Source organism: Brevibacillus composti (genome assembly GCF_016406105.1).
GTDB classification, from domain to species: domain Bacteria; phylum Bacillota; class Bacilli; order Brevibacillales; family Brevibacillaceae; genus Brevibacillus; species Brevibacillus composti.
Genome location: NZ_CP066308.1, coordinates 1923348 through 1940912 on the forward strand (window position 1 = coordinate 1923348; position 17565 = coordinate 1940912).

A 17565-nucleotide genomic window follows, 5' to 3' on the forward strand; every position below is an offset into this window, starting at 1 on the left:
TGTTCTCTTGCCCTTTCCCAATTTGGATTCAGTGGAATCGATTCTCGCGATAGTCGTCGTATTTGGTGTACTTGTCTTTGTGCATGAGCTGGGTCACTTTCTCTTAGCCAAACGGGCCGGCATTTTGTGCCGCGAATTTGCGCTTGGAATGGGTCCGAAGATATTTAGCGTAAAGCGGGGAGAAACAGAATACACGCTGCGGCTCTTGCCGATTGGCGGCATGGTTCGCATGGCGGGTGAAGATCCGGAACTCGATATCCTGAAGCCGCACATGGAAGTAACCCTGGTGCGAGATGCGGTGGGGAAGGTCACCCATATCTTGTTGGATAGCCCGACCGGCGAGGAAAAAGGCGCGGTGACAGGCACCATTGTGCGGTTTGACCTGGAGCAGGCGCTGTCCATCGAGCTGGATGTAGAGGGCGAGCAGCGGACATTTTCCGTCCATCCGCAGGCACATCTGGTAAAGGATGGACACGAGGTGCAAATCGCTCCGCTCAACCGGCAATTTAAAGGAAAGACGATCTGGCAGCGTTTTTTGGCCATTTTTGCCGGACCGGCCGCCAATTTTTTGCTTGCGTTTGTCCTGTTTATCGTCATCGGCTTCACTTACGGCGTGCCGGTGAACGCTCCGATTTTTGGTGAAGTCCTGAAAGGCGGCCCTGCTGCGCAAGCGGGTTTGCAGTCGGGTGACAGAGTGCTCTCTATCCAGGGACAGACGATCAACACCTGGAGAGAGCTGGTGGACATCGTCAGCAAGTCTCCGGACAAGCAACTGACATTCGTCGTCGACCGCGGCGGCCAAAAAATCGCCGCGACGGTTCACGTCCAGACAGAGGAGAATGTCGGCAAGATCATGGTAACCGGCTCCAACCAAGTGACGTATGAACCCGGAGAGGTACTCCGTTACGGAGCGAAATCGACCTATGATTTTACGACCATGATCTTGAAAAGCCTCGGCATGCTCTTTACGGGGGCCGTGGGCCTAGATGACCTCAGCGGACCCGTCGGCATCTTTAAGATGACCGGAGAATTCGCCCAGCAGGGCATGGCGATTTTGATGAAATGGGCGGCAGTCCTCAGTATCAACCTCGGACTGTTTAACCTGCTTCCCTTGCCGGCGCTGGACGGGGGGAGATTGGCTTTCCTCGTCGCGGAGGCACTGCGCGGCAGACCGGTTGACCCGCATAAGGAAGGGATGGTTCACTTCCTGGGATTCGCCTTTTTGATGCTGCTGATCCTGGTCGTGACGTGGAATGATTTGCAGCGGTTGTTTACGGAGTAAGAGACAAGGTTAACAGTCTTTTTGACAAACATAAAGGATGGTGCTCTATGTACAAGCGAGAGGAGACCAAACCGGTTTTTGTAGGAGACGTACAAATCGGGGGACAAAAGAGTGTTGTAATCCAATCGATGACGACAGCAGATACACGCGACGTGGAGGCGACGCTGGCAGAGATCCAGCGTCTCTATGACGTCGGCTGCCAAATTGTCCGCTTGGCTGTCATCAATGAGGATGCGGCCCGCTCCATCAAGGCGATCAAGGAGCGCTCTCCACTGCCGCTCGTCGCCGATATTCACTTTGACTATAAGCTGGCTTTGATCGCGCTCGAGAGCGGCATCGACAAGATCCGCATCAATCCGGGCAACATCGGGTCCAAGGAAAAGACCAAAGCGGTCGTGGAAGCCTGCCGGGAGCGGAATGTGCCGATCCGCATCGGCGTCAACTCCGGTTCGGTAGAAAAAAGGCTGCTCGAGAAATACGGCTATCCCTCTCCGGAAGCCATCGTCGAAAGCGCGATGGACCACGTGCAAATTCTGGAAGAGCTGAACTACGACAACATCGTCATCTCCTTGAAATCCTCCGATGTGCCGACCATGATCCAGACCTATTCGCTCATGGCGCAAAAACGCAATTATCCGCTGCACGTCGGCGTGACCGAAGCGGGTACGCAGTTCTCCGGCAGCATCAAATCGGCGGTCGGCATCGGCACCGTCTTGTCGATGGGGATCGGCGATACGATTCGCGTGTCGCTGACAGCGGATCCGGTCGAGGAGATCAAGGTAGCGAAGCAAATTCTGCGCAGCCTGGATATCGTCAACAATGATCCGATCGTCATCGCCTGCCCGTCTTGCGGCCGCTGTGCCATCGACTTGATCGGCCTGGCGACAAAGGTGGAGGACGCAGTCTCGACGCTGAAGACACCGCTGAAAATTGCCGTCATGGGCTGCGCGGTGAACGGCCCTGGCGAAGCCCGCGAAGCGGATGTAGGCGTCGCCGGGGGCAATGGCGAAGGCCTGATCTTCCGCAACGGCGAAATCGTCCGGAAGGTTAAGGAAACCGAATTGTTCGAAGAATTGATGAAAGAAATCGAAGAAATTGTGGAAGAGAAAAAGGCCACCCAAGTCGGCTGAGCTCCCTGCAACTTGAAGGAGGAACACCCTTTTGTTGAAGCAAAGTCAGATGTTGATTCCTACGCTGCGCGAGGTGCCCGCAGACGCGGAAATCGCCAGCCATAAACTCCTGCTCCGCGCGGGCATGGCCCGTCAGCTGGCATCGGGTATCTACACCTATCTGCCGCTGGCACTGCGAACCTTGCAAAAGATCAAGGCGATCGTGCGCGAGGAGATGAATCGGGCAGGCGGGCAGGAGCTGCTCATGCCGGCGATGCAGCCGGCTGAATTATGGCATCAAACCGGCCGGTGGGATGTGTACGGTCCCGAACTCGTCCGGCTGAAGGATCGCCATGAGCGCCCATTCGCCCTCGGACCGACGCATGAAGAAGTCATCACCAGTCTGGTTCGGGATGAGATCAACTCGTATAAAAAACTGCCGATCAATCTGTACCAAATCCAGACCAAGTTTCGCGATGAGGTACGTCCCCGTTTTGGGCTGATTCGCTGCCGCGAGTTCATCATGAAGGATGCGTATTCGTTTGACACGACGCAGGAAGGTTTGGATAAAAACTTCCAGGCGATGTATGACGCCTATACGCGCATTTTCACCAGAGTGGGACTGAATTTCCGCGCGGTAGAAGCAGATGCCGGGGCGATTGGCGGCAAAGGAACCTATGAGTTCATGGCGCTGTGCGATATCGGCGAGGATACGATTGCCTATTCAGAAGATGGGGACTATGCAGCCAATCTGGAAAAGGCTGAAGTGGTGTACAAGCCGGCTCCCAAACCGGATGCGGCCGTACCGTCCGTGGAAAAGCTGCACACGCCCGGGGTAAAAACAATCGAACAGCTGGTGCAATCGCTTCAGGTAGAGGCCAGCCGGATCATCAAAAGCCTGGTCTACCGAATCGACGAGAAACTGGTCATGGTACTGGTTCGCGGCGATCATGAGATCAACGAAGTAAAGCTGAAAAACCTCTACGACGCGACCTACGTCGGATTGGCTTCGGAACAGGAAATTCAGCAAGCGATCGGCATGCCCGTTGGTTTTGTCGGACCGGTCGGGGTCGACCAGGAGAAGCTGGAGATCGTGGCGGACCAATTCGTTCAAGATATCTATGACGGGGTAGCCGGCGCCGGCGAGCAGGATTACCATCTGATTCACGTCCAGCCCGGACGCGATTTTTCCGTTTCCCGCTATGCCGACCTGCGCAATATCATGGAAGGGGACGAGTGTCCGCGAGGCGGCGGTCTGATCAAATTCGCCCGAGGGGTAGAGGTCGGACATGTATTTAAACTGGGGACCAAATACTCCCAGGCGATGGGGGCCACTTTCCTCGATGAAAACGGCCGGAGTCAGCCGATGATCATGGGCTGTTACGGTATCGGCGTCTCCCGTACGCTGGCGGCGGTGATCGAACAAAACAACGATGAGCACGGCATCATCTGGCCTGTCTCTGTTGCACCATTCCACGTGCATGTCATTCCGGTAAATGCCAAAGTAGAGGCGCAGCGTCAGGTGAGTGAGCAGATTACTGCATCTCTGGAGTCCGCGGGGATCGAAGTGCTCTATGACGATCGTCCGGAGCGGGCGGGCGTGAAGTTTAAAGACGCCGACCTGATCGGTCTGCCCCTGCGCATCACGGTGTCGGACAAGGCTGCGGAAGAGGGACTGGTCGAAGTGCGCGTGCGCCGTACAGGAGAGGCACATGAGGTGAAGCTGACCGAGCTGACAGCCTTTGTACGCTCCCTGCTGGGCCGTGTAGACGCGACGGGAGCGAATTTGTTTCCATCCTGATCAGAGGCAGGAATCAGCACGGAATTTGTCGAATTAGTCGGGGTATTCCCCTGGTCATCAGGGGGGTATCCCTTTACTTTTTTGTGCCTGCGCATACGGAGGAGTCTGACTCTTCACGAAGCTGGGAAGATTGAGGTGGTAGCTGCCGTGGATCGGTTGCAAGAACAAAAGCATCGCTTCTCACTCTTGGTTAAGCAGATGGACCTGCCAACTGATTGGGTGGAGCGATTTTTTCTTGATGGATGGATTGACAAATTGGAATTATACCGACAGAACAAGGAATGGGTGTTTTACTTTACGCTCGCGCGACTGCTGCCGGCAGACGTGTATCACGCGTTTATGCAGCGGCTGAGGCAAACCTTCGCGCATCTGGCTGCCGTCGATGCGCATATCCGCTATCAGGAGCAGCCCGCGGTGCCTTTCGCTGTGGAAGAGTACTGGGATGTCGTGCTTGCCAGCCTGGAGCAAAGCCTGAATTCACTGGCGGTTACGCTGCGCACCGCCCGCCGGCAGGTAGAAGGACAGGAGGTCAAGGTCTATCTGCCGACAGAGATGAGCGTGGAGATGGCCAAGCGGAAACGGGCGGACAACGAAATCGCGCAGCGCTTTGAAAAAGCGACCGGCTGCGTGCCGAAGCTCACGTTTATCGCCGAAGAGAGCGATGAGGCGTATAAAGCCTTTGTGGAGCAACGCGAGGAAGAGGAACGCGCCCTCGTCGAAGTCGTGATGAGTGCGGTTCAGCAGGAGAAAGAGAGCAAGGGCAGCGAGCAGGCAGAAGCGATCAGCACGCTGATGATCGGCTATGAGATCAAGGACGCTCCGATTCCGATCAACGAGATTCAGGAAGAAGAACGGCGCGTCGTGATCCAGGGAACCGTGTTTAATGTGGAGCTGAAAGAGCTGCGCAGCGGCCGTCACCTGCTGACGTTCAACCTGACGGATTACACCGATTCCTTGACCGTGAAGATTTTCTCCCGCGACAAAGAAGACGTCAAGATGCTCGAAGCCCTGAAGGACGGCATGTGGGTCAAGGTTCGCGGAAGCGTGCAGCACGACACCTTCCTGCGCGACCTCGTCCTGATGGCCAACGACATCAACCAGATCGAGCAGGTGGTGCGCAAGGATACCGCGTCGGAGAAACGGGTCGAGCTGCATTGCCATACGCCGATGAGCGCTCTGGATGCCGTGGCTTCGGTCAAATCCCTGATCTCGACTGCGGCCAAATGGGGCCACAAGGCTATCGCCATTACCGACCATGGGGTGGTGCAGGCCTTCCCGGAAGCGTACAGCATCGCCAAAAAGAACAATCTGAAATGCATCTTGGGGATGGAAGCGTACGTCGTCGAGGACGGGGTCGACATCGTCTATAATTTGACGCCGGAGCTGGACCGGGCCATCGATGAAAACACGGAATACGTCGTCTTTGACACGGAAACGACGGGGCTGAACGCGGCCGAGCATACGATCATCGAGATTGCTGCCGTGAAGATGCGGGGATTGGAAATCATCGACAAATGGACGGAGCTGATCGATCCCGGGCTGGAAATCGGTCCGAAGACGACGGAAATCACCGGCATCACCAACGAAATGCTGCGCGGCAAAGAAACGCTCGACGTCGTGCTCCGCCGTTTTCAGGAATTTACCGGAGACGCTGTCCTCGTCGCCCACAATGCCGAGTTTGACAAAAACTTTATTAATGCCTGTGCCAAGCGAATCGGCATGGACACATGGAAAAATCCGTTCTTGGACACCTTGCCGCTGGCCCGTATGCTGTACAAAGGAATGCGCAACTACCGGTTGGGAACGTTGGCCAAGCGTTTCAACGTCGAGCTGATTAACGCCCACCGGGCACTCGACGACACGGTGGCGCTCGCCCATGTGTTCCAATACATGCTGAAAGATATGCGCGAAGCCGGATTGACGAGCCTCTCCGCCCTGAACGAGCAGAGCAATGCCGAGGTGGACTACAAAAGCGGACGCCCCTTCCACGCCACGATCCTGGTGCAAAACAAGACCGGCTTGAAAAATCTCTACAAGCTGGTCAGCAAATCGCATGTGGAGACATTCTACCGCGTGCCGCGCATCCAGCGCAGCCAGCTGGTGAAGTTTCGAGAGGGTCTGCTCCTCGGCACCGCCTGCAAAGAGGGAGAATTGATGCAATCCATCCTGCGCGGGAAATCGCGGGAGGAGCTTAAGGAAATCGCCGCGTTTTACGACTATCTGGAGATTCAGCCGATCGCTCATTACGCTCCGCTGCTCCGCAATGAGGAGATTCCCTCGCTGGAGACGATGAAAGGGTATCACAAGATGATCGTGGAGATCGGCCGGGAGCTGGGCAAGCCTGTCGTTGCGACGGGAGATGTCCATTTCCTCAATCCGCAGGATGATATTTTCCGCGACGTCTTTCTGCTCTCCCAAGGCTCCCATGATGCCGGCAATCAGCCGCCGCTCTATCTGATGACGACAGACGAGATGCTGGATGCCTTTTCCTTCCTCGGGGAGGAGACGGCCCGCCAGGTGGTGGTGACAGCGCCGAATGAGATCGCTGACAGCATCGAGGACGTCTCCCCGATTCCGGATCGCCTGTACACGCCGATCATCGAGGGGGCTGACGAGGAGCTTCGCCAGATGTGCTACGACAAGGCGCGAAGCCTCTACGGCGATCCGTTGCCGGAGCTGGTGGAAAACCGGCTGGAGAAAGAGCTGAACAGCATTATCAAGCACGGGTTCGGGGTGATCTACCTGATCTCCCAGCGGCTCGTAACCAAGTCTCTTCGCGACGGCTACCTGGTCGGTTCGCGGGGGTCTGTCGGCTCCTCCTTTGTCGCCACGATGTCGGAGATCACCGAGGTAAATCCGCTGCCGCCGCACTACCGCTGTCCTTCCTGCAAGCACAGCGAGTTTATTACGGACGGCTCGATTGCTTCCGGCTTTGACTTGCCGGACAAAGTCTGCCCGGTCTGCGGCGAGCAGCTGGCCAAGGACGGACAGGACATTCCGTTTGAGACCTTCCTCGGATTTAAAGGGGACAAGGTTCCCGATATTGACTTGAACTTCTCCGGGGAGTATCAGCCGCGGGCCCATAAATATACGCAGGAGCTGTTTGGCCAAGACTATGTGTACCGCGCGGGAACGATTGGCACCGTCGCGGAAAAAACGGCCTACGGCTACGTGCGAAAGTACGCCGATGAGCGCGGGTTGACGCTCAGAAACGCCGAGATCGCCCGCTTGGTTAACGGTTGTACCGGCGTCAAGAGAACCACGGGGCAGCACCCCGGCGGAATTATCGTGGTTCCCGACTATATGGAAATCGAGGATTTTTGTCCGATTCAGTACCCGGCTGATGACAATGAATCCGAATGGAGAACGACGCATTTTGACTTCCACTCCATTCACGACAACCTGCTCAAGCTGGATATCCTGGGACACGATGATCCGACCGTCATCCGGATGCTGCAGGACTTGACCGGTCTCGATCCCAAAAGCATTCCGCTGGATGACAAAGCGACGATGTCCATCTTCAGCTCGACCGAAGCGCTGAATGTAACCCCCGAGCAGATCGGGACCAACATGGGCACGCTCGGCATTCCGGAATTCGGGACCAAGTTCGTCCGCCAGATGCTGGAGGACACCAAGCCGACGACATTTGCCGAACTGGTGCAGATCTCCGGTCTCTCCCACGGGACGGACGTCTGGCTGAACAATGCGCAGGATTTGATCCGCAGCGGCACTTGCCGCCTGCCGGACGTGATCGGGTGCCGTGACGACATCATGGTTTACCTGATTTACAAAGGGCTGGAGCCGTCGCGGGCATTTAAAATCATGGAGTCCGTCCGGAAAGGGAAAGGGGTGCCGGAGGAAGACCAGGAAGAGATGCGCAAAAACAATGTGCCGGAGTGGTACATACAGTCCTGCCAGAAGATCAAGTACATGTTCCCGAAGGCGCACGCGACCGCCTACGTCATGATGGCCGTCCGCATCGCCTACTTCAAGGTGCACTACCCGCTGGAGTTTTACGCGACATACTTCACCGTGCGGGCCGATGATTTCGACATCCCGCTGATGGTTAAGGGCTCTTCCGCGATCCGTCAAAAGATCGAGGAGATCGAGGGCAAAGGACATGATGCGCAGCCGAAGGAAAAAGCTTTGCTGACTGTGCTCGAAATGGCACTGGAAATGGTGGAGCGCGGATTCAAATTTGCCAATGTCGACCTGTACCGCTCCGATGCGACCAAGTTTCTGATCGACGGCAACTCGCTGATCGCTCCGTTCAACGCCCTGCCCGGACTGGGGACCAACGCGGCGATCGGGATCGTCAAAGCGAGAGAAGAAGGCGAGTTCCTGTCAAAAGAAGATCTCTTGGCCCGCTCCCGCATCTCCAAGACGGTTCTGGAGTACCTGGACGAGCAGGGGGCTTTGCAAGGGCTGCCGGAATCCAATCAGCTCTCCCTGTTCTAAAACGGGGTGAAACAGGCGATATGTCCAGAAGCGGCGGCGGGTTATTCTGTCGCGGTTGTCAACAACAGCCTGTTATGCTATAATTTTTTTGGAAATACTGGTTATACACGCGCAGATCGAGAGTGGGGAAACCCACTCTTTCTTTCTGGCTATACTCAATGTTTCATTTTGATAAGGAGGTACTTGCTTGAGCAAGGTAACAGACATCGTCACTGACCTGGTAACGCCCATTCTCGACGAGCTGGGACTGGAACTGGTTGAGATCGAGTACAAAAAGGAAGGCAGCAACTGGTTTCTACGCGTGTTCATCGACAATGAAACGGGAAACATCGACATTGACGACTGCGGCCTTGTCAGCGAGCGGCTTAGCCAGCGGCTGGACGAGGTGGACCCGATCCCGACCGCATACTTCCTGGAGGTATCCTCACCAGGAGCTGAACGTCCTCTGCGTAAAGAAAACGATTTTCGCAAAGCTGTTGGCCGGCACGTACATATCACCACGAAGGAGCCCATCGAAGGGGAAACCACCTTTGAAGGCGAGCTGATTTCCTTCGAGGACGGCAAGCTGAGAGTGAAAGAAACGAAAAAAACATACGTCATTGCACGGGAGCAGATTGACACAGCCCGAATGGCGATTGTCTTTTAATACTGTGTTTGGTGGGTAAAGGAGGAGGCAACGAAAATCATGAACGCCGATTTTATCGAGGCATTGGAAGCCATTGAGAGAGAAAAGGGAATCTCCAAAGACATACTGATCGAGGCGATTGAAGCAGCCCTCATTTCAGGCTACAAAAGAAATTTTAACTCTGCCCAGAACGTTCGCGTCGACGTGAACCGGCATTCCGGGCAAGTACGTGTGTACGCGCGGAAGACAGTCGTAGAGGAAGTTCTGGATCCCCGCTTGGAGATTTCCCTGGAAGCAGCACAGGAAATCGACCCCAATTTCCGCCTGGATGACATCGTCGAAATTGAGGTGACGCCGCGTGATTTTGGGCGCATCGCCGCTCAAACAGCCAAGCAGGTCGTCACCCAACGCATCCGTGAAGCCGAACGCGGACTGATCTACAGCGAATTTATCGAGCGCGAGGACGACATCGTGACAGGCGTCGTACAGCGCATGGACCAGCGCAATTATTACATCGATCTGGGTAAAGCGGAAGCCGTGATGCCGATCACGGAAAAAATGCCGACAGACGATCTGAAGTCTCAGGATCGCGTCAAGGCGTACATCATCAAGGTGGAGAAGACGACGAAGGGGCCGCAAATCGTGGTTTCCCGCACGCATCCCGGATTGCTCAAGCGTCTGTTTGAGCTGGAAGTCCCGGAGATTTACGACGGTGTCGTCGAGATCAAATCGGTTGCCCGGGAGGCGGGAGACCGTTCCAAGATCGCGGTTCATTCCGTCAATCCTGACGTCGATCCGGTGGGTGCCTGTGTGGGCCCGAAAGGCATGCGCGTGCAAACCATCGTCAATGAATTAAAGGGCGAGAAAATCGACATTGTCCGCTGGTCGGAGGATCCTTCCGAATACGTGGCCAACTCGCTGAGCCCGGCAAAAGTCCTGCACGTGGAAGTAAATGCCGCGGAAAAAGTAACCAGGGTGATCGTCCCTGACTATCAGCTCTCCCTCGCGATTGGCAAACGCGGCCAAAACGCCCGTTTGGCAGCTAAACTGACCGGATGGAAGATCGACATTAAGAGCGAATCGCAGGCCGAACAGGAAGGCATTGACTATCCGAAGGCAGAGGAAGGCTTTGAAGGGGCGGAGTAAGATAAACCATGAAACAAAGGAAAATCCCTTTACGAAAATGCATCGTTTGTCAAGAAATGTTCCCGAAGAAGGAACTGGTCCGGGTCGTCCGCACGCCCGACGAGCGGATTATCATTGATCCGACAGGCAAAGCGGCCGGACGCGGCGCCTATGTCTGTCGCCAGGAAAGCTGTCTGCGGCCGGATGCGTTTGCGGCCGGCAAATGGAAAAAGGTGTTGGAGAGAGCTCTCAACATGACTGTCACCCAGGAACAATACGATGAGTTTCGTGAAAAATGGCTGGAGATGATGGGACAATGATCCCCAAGGCAGCGCAATTACTGGGATTGGCGATGCGGGCCCGAAAGGTGATTACCGGAGAAGAATTGGTCGTCGAGGCTGTTCGAAGCGGGAAAGCCAGACTGGTGCTCCTCGCAGCCGATGCCTCTGCCAATACATCCAAAAAAGTGCAGGATAAATGCGCACATTATGGAGTGCCGTGTGTATGGGCATCCGATCGTTACGAGCTCGGCCGCGCCATCGGAAAGGATGGTCGTGTAACGGTTGCCGTCACAGACGGGAAACTGGCGGAAAGTATACAGCGTCTGCTCACATAATTCAGAAGGGGTGATCTCATGAAGACACGAGTGTATGAATATGCGAAGCAGCACAATATGAGCAGCAAGGAAATCCTCAATTTGCTAAAGAGATTAAATATAGAAGTGGCAAATCATATGAGTATCATGGACGAGGGGATGATCAAGAAGATCGAGGATCATCTCGCCAAACTGCGCGCGGGCGGCGCGAAGCAGGAGCAACAGCGCACTGCCGGTCAGAGGGATGCTCAACCGGTCAAACGGGAAGAGAGAAAGCGGGACGAAGCGAAAGGTCAGCAGGCCCGACCCGGTTCATCCGCCTCGCCGCAACAGCAAACCCAGCAGCGCAAGAGCGATCGTCCGGGGAATCAACAGCAAGGAAGCCAGCAAGGAAGCCGTCCGGGCGGGCAGCGCGGAGATCAATCGCGACCGCAGCACGGAAAAAATCAGGGGAAGAATCAGGAGAGAAAACCAAACGATATGAGAAGTCAATCTGCAAAACCGCATGATCGCAAACCAGCCAATCAGCCAGAGCCGTCGGTTCAAGAAAAAGAAGAGATTCGCACGGGCGAGGATTTTGAAGAAAAAATTGTCGTTCCAAACAAAGTAAGCCTGGAAAAACGGGAAAAGATCAAAAAAGCCCCAGCTCCAAAGAAAACCTTTGAAGACAGCAAAAAGAACCAGCCGTTCAAAGGCGGGAACAAGCGTCAGGACAACCGCAGACACGGTGGCCGCGACCATCAGCAGCAGCGTCCGGTACTGGAGACGCCTTCCAAGATCACGTTTACAGAGTCTTTGACAGTCGGCGAACTGGCGAAGAAACTTCGCAAGGAACCGGCGGAAATCATCAAAAAGTTGTTTAATTTGGGCATCATGGCCACCATCAACCAGGATCTGGACCGCGATGCAATCGAACTCATCTGTAGCGAGTACAACGTCGAAGTAGAAGAAAAGATCGTCATTGACGAGACCAATTTCGAGACGATCGAAGAGGTGGATAATCCGGCTGACCTGAAGGAGCGTCCTCCGGTCGTCACTATCATGGGTCACGTTGACCACGGGAAAACCACCCTGCTGGATGCGATCCGTTCCGCGAACGTGGCCTCCGGAGAAGCGGGAGGCATCACGCAGCATATCGGTGCGTATCAAGTAGAAATCAAAGGCAAGAAAATTACGTTCCTCGATACACCGGGTCACGCGGCGTTTACCACCATGCGTGCACGCGGCGCCCAGATCACGGACATCACGATCCTGGTCGTGGCGGCCGATGACGGCGTCAAGCCGCAAACCGTAGAAGCGATCAGCCACGCGAAAGCGGCCAAGGTACCGATCATCGTCGCGATCAACAAGGTGGATAAACCGGAAGCCAATATCGACCGGATCAAGCAGGAGCTGACCGAGTACGAGCTGGTCGCGGAAGAATGGGGCGGCGACACGATTTTCTCCCCGATCTCCGCGAAGCATCGTCAAGGGATTGAGGAGCTGCTCGAATACATCCTGCTCGTCTCTGAGGTGCAGGAATTAAAAGCAAATCCGGACAAACGCGCTCGCGGTACCGTTGTCGAAGCCGAGCTGGACAAAGGGCGCGGTCCTGTCGCTACGGTTCTGGTGCAGCACGGTACGCTGCGTGTAGGAGATCCGATCGTCGTCGGTTCCGCTTATGGACGCGTCCGCGCGATGGTGAACGACAAGGGACGCCGTCTGAAAGAAGCAGGCCCGTCCACGCCAGTCGAGATTACCGGCTTGAATGATGTACCGCAAGCAGGCGATCAGTTTATGGTTTTCGAAGACGAGAAGAAAGCGCGCTCGATCGGGGAAGCACGGGCAGCGAAGCAGCGTGAGTCCGAGCGCCGTGCCAATACGCGCGTATCTCTGGATGACCTCTTCCAGCACATCCAGGAAGGCGACATCAAAGAACTGAACCTGATCGTCAAGGCGGACGTCCAAGGCTCCGTTGAAGCCCTCCGCGGTTCTCTGGAAAAAATCGATGTCAACGGCACCCGCGTGAAGATCATCCATACGGGCGTGGGCGCGATTACGGAATCCGATATCACTCTGGCGAATGCCTCCAATGCGATCGTGATCGGCTTTAACGTCCGTCCGGAGCCGAATGCGCGGAACATGGCGGAGCAGGAGAGCATCGACATCCGACTGCATCGCGTCATTTACACCGTCATCGAAGAGATCGAACAGGCGTTGAAAGGGATGCTTGACCCTGTCTACAAAGAAGCCATCATCGGCCAAGCGGAAATCCGCGAGGTCTTCAAAGTCTCCAAAGTGGGGAATATTGCAGGCTGCTATGTGACAGAAGGGAAGCTCACCCGTGATGCCGGTGCTCGCCTGATTCGTGAAGGCGTCGTCATCTACGAAGGAAAACTGGAAACACTGAAACGTTTCAAAGACGACGCGAAAGAGGTTGCTGCGGGCTATGAGTGCGGTCTGACCCTGGAACGTTTCCATGACATCAAAGTGGGCGACGTCATCGAAGCCTTCGTCATGGAAGAAGTGAAGCAGCAATAATGATAGCGGGTGTGCGGATTCAATTGTTTCTGCCTGCCTGTCAAAACTTGAAAGAAAAACGGGCCATCGTCAAAAGCATTTTGGGAAAGCTGCGGAGCCGCTTCCATGTCTCCGCTGCTGAACTGGCCTACCTGGAACAATGGCAGCGTGCCGAAATTGGTATCGCTGCCGTTGCCAATGAAATGTCCTTTTTGTCCAACCAGGTTCAGGCAATGATACGACTGGTGGAGACGTATCCGGGCGTGGAGTTGATCCACGCGGAAACGGAATACTACGATTAACAGGCCAGCGGAGGTGAAAGGCATGAGCATGAACAAAACGAGAATGAGCCGGGTGGGCGAAGAAATCAAAAAAGAACTCAGCGTTCTGCTGCAGCGGGGGTTGAAGGATCCGCGCATCGGCTTTGTGACGGTGACGGATGTGGAGGTTACCAGCGATTTGCAGCTGGCAAAGGTATACGTGAGCATTTTTGGCAGTGAAGAGCAGCGGAAAGCCTCTTTGTCCGGTTTGCAAAAGGCAAAAGGGTATCTGCGCACGGAGATCGGGAAGCGCGTAAAGCTCCGCCATATTCCGGATTTTGTCTTCAAATTGGATGAATCCATTGACTATGGAAGCAAAATTGAAACCATCTTGCGTGAAATCTCCACGGATGGAGAAAAAGGAGCCAAACAGGATGAGTGATTACACCCGTTCGCTGGAGGAAGCGGCCCGCTTCTTGCGGGCGCATGATCGTTTCCTGGTGCTTTCTCACATCAGTCCCGACGGCGATGCGACCGGTTCCGCATTGGCCGTCGCCCACATCCTGAAAGATCTGGGCAAATCCTATACCGTAATTAACGAAGGGGACACTCCCGCCAAGTTTTCGTTTTTGCCGGGCTTCGAGCAGATTCGCAATCTGTCGGCATCACCGCTGGAGGATACCTTTTCAGCGGTTATTGCTGTGGATTGTGCAGATCGTTCGCGGATGGGCCGGGTCGAGCATTTGTTTGCCTCAGATGCCGAACTTTTGAATATCGATCACCATCCCACAAATGACAGCTTTGGTACGCTGAATCTGATCCGCACCGATGCGGCAGCGACCGCAGAAATCCTCTACGATTTGACGGTGGCCGGAGATTTCCCGATGCAGCCGGATCTGGCGCTGTGCCTGTACACCGGTCTTTTGACCGATACCGGCGGATTCCGTTATTCCAATACGACGCCCCATGTGATGGAAAGCGCGGCTCGCCTGCTGGCGTACGGGGTAAACCCCGGCGATGTTGCGGAGCGCTGTCTGGAAGTGATCACGCTCGGCCATGTACATATTTTGCGCCGGGCTTTGGCCCGCCTCGAGCTGTCGCACCAAAACCAGGTCGCCTCCGTAGCGGTAAGCAGGCAGGATCTGGCGGAGACCGGAGCGGACAGAGAAGATGCAGGCGGCCTGGTCAACTACTGCCGCAACATTGAGGGTGTCGAGGTCGGGATCTCTTTCGTGGAAGCGGAACCCGACGTGATCAAAGTCAGCTTCCGTGCACGCAGCTATGTCAATGTGGCTGAGCTCGCCAAGAAGCTGGGCGGCGGCGGACATGCCAAGGCGGCGGGCTGCACGGTGAAGGGATCGCTTGAAGAGGTGCAAAGACAGGTTCTGGCCCTCGTGGGCGAAGCGATGGGAAGTGAGCGAGGGTGAGCCAAGTTCACGGCGTCATCGTCGTAGACAAACCGGCAGGGATGACCTCCCATGGTTGCGTCGCACGCATCCGCCGCATCTTCGGCACCAAAAAGGTAGGCCATACCGGAACGCTGGATCCGGAGGTTACGGGTGTCCTGCCTATCTGTATCGGTCATGCCACCCGTTTGGTCGAATACCTGCAGGAAATGCCCAAACGCTATGACGTGATCATGCGAATCGGCTCCTCGACGACGACGGAAGATGCCACCGGTGAAATTATCGAGCGGAAGCCGGTGATCGATGGCGAGATGACTGAGGAAAAAATGCAGTCCGTCTTTTCGCGGTTCATCGGGGAAATCGAGCAGACACCCCCCATGTACTCAGCGGTAAAAGTACAGGGAAAGCGCTTGTACGATCTCGCGCGGGAAGGCATCGTCATCGAGCGGCCCGCCCGGGTGGTGACCATCTACGAGCTGGATTTGCATGCTGTCAAAGGGGACGGGGAGTTTGTCGACGTCCACTTCTCCTGCACCTGCTCCAAAGGAACGTATGTCCGCACCTTATGTGTTGACCTGGGACGCACTCTGGGTTATCCTGCCCATATGAAGCAGTTGCGGCGCGTCAAGAGCGGCCCTTTCCACGAGCAGCAAGCGATTCCTTTGGAGACCCTGCAAGCGCAGGCGGAGGCGGGGGAGGATGTGCAGCAGCATGTCATCGCCATCCCGGATGCGCTGTCTTTTCTGCCTCGCTATGAAATCGCACCAGAGCGGAAACGGGCGGTGCTCAATGGCCTGACGACCGCACTGCCCGGCCTTCAGGCGGAAGAAGGCTCGCTGATCTGCCTCTTTTCCGAGGGGCAGCTGCTGGGCATCCACCGCGTTTGTCGGGGGCCCAAGGGCCTTTTTGCAAAGGCTGAAAAAGTCTTTCCACCCGAGGTGTAACCGTGAAAACAATTTCTCTGACATACCCGTTGCCAACCGATTTGGAACCGGTCCCCTGCGCGATTGCTCTGGGGTATTTTGATGGCGTGCACATCGGTCATCGCCGCGTGATTCAAAAAGCAATCGACACAGCCAAAGCAAACGGCTGGAAGAGCGCGGTCATGACCTTTGATCCCCATCCTCGCGAAGTCCTGGGACAGACCGGGTACACGCAGTACCTCACGCCGCTGGCCGAAAAGCTGGAGCAGCTGGAAAAGATGGGCGTCGACCTGGTGTACATCGTCCGTTTTGACATCTCGTTTGCCGCTGTCTACCCGGAGGATTTTATCGAGGAATGCCTGTTGCCGCTGGGATGCCGCCATGTCGTAGTCGGGTTCGACTACACGTTCGGCTATCGCGGAATGGGCACAGCGCAGACCCTGCAAAAGCTGGCGAAGGGCCGGTACGAAGTGGATATCATCGGTCCGGTCAACCGTCTCGGCGAAAAAGTGAGCAGTACCGTCATCCGCGAATACCTGCATCATGGAGACGTCGAGCAGACCCGCCATCTTCTGGGACGCCCTTACAAGATCAGCGGGGAAGTCGTGCACGGGGACAAGCGGGGCAGGACGATCGGCTTTCCCACAGCCAACGTCCGCGTATCCAGCCCCTATCTGATTGGCAAAAACGGGGTCTACGGGGTCCGCATGATCGTAGACGGCCACGCGTATCCCGGCGTGATGAATGTCGGGATCAAGCCGACTTTCGAGCTGGAGAAGAAAGAAAAGTCGTTGGAAGTGCACATTTTTGACTTTGAGCGCGAGATTTATGGCAAGCAGGTAGAAGTAGAGCTTTTGTTTTTTATCAGAGATGAACAAAAATTTTCTGGTGTAGAAGCGCTGATCGCTCAGATTCAAAAGGACGTTCTCCTGGCCAAGCGCAAATTTGCGGAAGGCTCGGTGTGAGATACGATTCGTCCGAAAAACAGCTCCATTTACAATCTCTTTGCTTTTGCCGGGCCTCTGTGCTATAATTCATAACGTTGTACACACAACCCACTGCTTGGTTGTCCGATTCTCACCGACGGCAAACTAGGCTGCGGGGATATAAATGAGGAGGTGAGTCAAGATGGCATTGTCTCAAGAACGTAAAGCACAGCTGATTCAAGAGTACCGCATTCATGAAAATGACACCGGTTCTCCAGAGGTTCAGATCGCTATCCTGACGGAAAACATCAACAATCTGAACGAGCATTTGCGTACGCACAAAAAAGACCACCACAGCCGTCGTGGTCTGCTGAAAATGGTAGGTCAACGCCGTAACCTGTTGGGTTATCTGCGCGAACTGGATGTTCCACGTTATCGCGAACTGATCAACCGTCTTGGTCTGCGTCGCTAGTTTGTATTCAGGAGGAAAAGCGGGTTCATCCCGCTTTTTCTATTATCCAAATCCGCTGCCAAAGCTACCCATTTAATTTTAAGC

Annotated in this window: 15 protein-coding genes; all 15 read left to right on the plus strand. The window is 55.3% G+C overall.

What is annotated here, in order from left to right:
- Nucleotides 1-7 precede the first annotated feature (7 nt).
- On the plus strand, nucleotides 8-1282 hold the full coding sequence (rseP, locus tag JD108_RS10020) for an RIP metalloprotease RseP (protein ID WP_198829672.1): 1275 nt from the start codon (nucleotides 8-10) through the stop codon (nucleotides 1280-1282).
- Nucleotides 1283-1329: 47 nt separating this feature from the next.
- Entirely contained in the window at nucleotides 1330-2412 is a 1083-nt protein-coding gene (gene ispG, locus JD108_RS10025; protein WP_198829673.1) for a flavodoxin-dependent (E)-4-hydroxy-3-methylbut-2-enyl-diphosphate synthase, read from the plus strand.
- Nucleotides 2413-2446: 34 nt separating this feature from the next.
- Nucleotides 2447-4192, plus strand: a complete 1746-nt coding sequence (locus JD108_RS10030) for a proline--tRNA ligase (RefSeq protein ID WP_198830062.1) — start codon at nucleotides 2447-2449, stop codon at nucleotides 4190-4192.
- Between the two features lie 147 nt (nucleotides 4193-4339).
- Nucleotides 4340-8650: a PolC-type DNA polymerase III gene (locus JD108_RS10035; protein WP_198829674.1), complete on the plus strand. Its 4311-nt coding sequence runs from the start codon at nucleotides 4340-4342 to the stop codon at nucleotides 8648-8650.
- Nucleotides 8651-8837: 187 nt separating this feature from the next.
- On the plus strand, nucleotides 8838-9296 hold the full coding sequence (rimP, locus tag JD108_RS10040) for a ribosome maturation factor RimP (protein ID WP_198829675.1): 459 nt from the start codon (nucleotides 8838-8840) through the stop codon (nucleotides 9294-9296).
- Nucleotides 9297-9335: 39 nt separating this feature from the next.
- A complete protein-coding gene (nusA, locus tag JD108_RS10045) occupies nucleotides 9336-10421 on the plus strand; it encodes a transcription termination factor NusA (protein WP_198829676.1) in 1086 nt (361 codons plus the stop codon).
- 8 nt (nucleotides 10422-10429) lie between these two features.
- A complete protein-coding gene (gene rnpM / locus JD108_RS10050) occupies nucleotides 10430-10720 on the plus strand; it encodes an RNase P modulator RnpM (protein ID WP_198829677.1) in 291 nt (96 codons plus the stop codon).
- The gene (locus tag JD108_RS10055) at nucleotides 10717-11016 is read left to right on the plus strand and encodes a YlxQ family RNA-binding protein (RefSeq protein WP_198829678.1); all 300 of its coding nucleotides are present in this window, start codon (nucleotides 10717-10719) and stop codon (nucleotides 11014-11016) included. The genes rnpM and JD108_RS10055 overlap by 4 nt, the downstream gene beginning before the upstream one ends.
- Nucleotides 11017-11034: 18 nt before the next feature.
- Nucleotides 11035-13515, plus strand: a complete 2481-nt coding sequence (infB, locus tag JD108_RS10060; RefSeq protein WP_198829679.1) for a translation initiation factor IF-2 — start codon at nucleotides 11035-11037, stop codon at nucleotides 13513-13515.
- The gene (locus JD108_RS10065) at nucleotides 13515-13796 is read left to right on the plus strand and encodes a DUF503 domain-containing protein (RefSeq protein ID WP_198829680.1); all 282 of its coding nucleotides are present in this window, start codon (nucleotides 13515-13517) and stop codon (nucleotides 13794-13796) included. The genes infB and JD108_RS10065 overlap by 1 nt, the downstream gene beginning before the upstream one ends.
- A gap of 28 nt (nucleotides 13797-13824) precedes the next feature.
- Nucleotides 13825-14196, plus strand: a complete 372-nt coding sequence (rbfA, locus tag JD108_RS10070; RefSeq protein ID WP_198830063.1) for a 30S ribosome-binding factor RbfA — start codon at nucleotides 13825-13827, stop codon at nucleotides 14194-14196.
- Nucleotides 14189-15181 (plus strand): DHH family phosphoesterase, encoded by a 993-nt coding sequence (locus JD108_RS10075; protein ID WP_198829681.1) that lies wholly within the window; start codon nucleotides 14189-14191, stop codon nucleotides 15179-15181. The genes rbfA and JD108_RS10075 overlap by 8 nt, the downstream gene beginning before the upstream one ends.
- The gene (gene truB, locus JD108_RS10080; RefSeq protein WP_198829682.1) at nucleotides 15178-16104 is read left to right on the plus strand and encodes a tRNA pseudouridine(55) synthase TruB; all 927 of its coding nucleotides are present in this window, start codon (nucleotides 15178-15180) and stop codon (nucleotides 16102-16104) included. Before JD108_RS10075 ends, truB begins: the two co-directional genes overlap by 4 nt.
- Nucleotides 16105-16106: 2 nt before the next feature.
- Nucleotides 16107-17048 carry a bifunctional riboflavin kinase/FAD synthetase gene (locus JD108_RS10085; RefSeq protein ID WP_198829683.1) on the plus strand — a complete coding sequence of 314 codons (942 nt, stop codon included), beginning with the start codon at nucleotides 16107-16109 and terminating at the stop codon, nucleotides 17046-17048.
- 163 nt (nucleotides 17049-17211) lie between these two features.
- Nucleotides 17212-17481 (plus strand): 30S ribosomal protein S15, encoded by a 270-nt coding sequence (rpsO, locus tag JD108_RS10090; RefSeq protein ID WP_198829684.1) that lies wholly within the window; start codon nucleotides 17212-17214, stop codon nucleotides 17479-17481.
- Nucleotides 17482-17565: the final 84 nt, after the last annotated feature.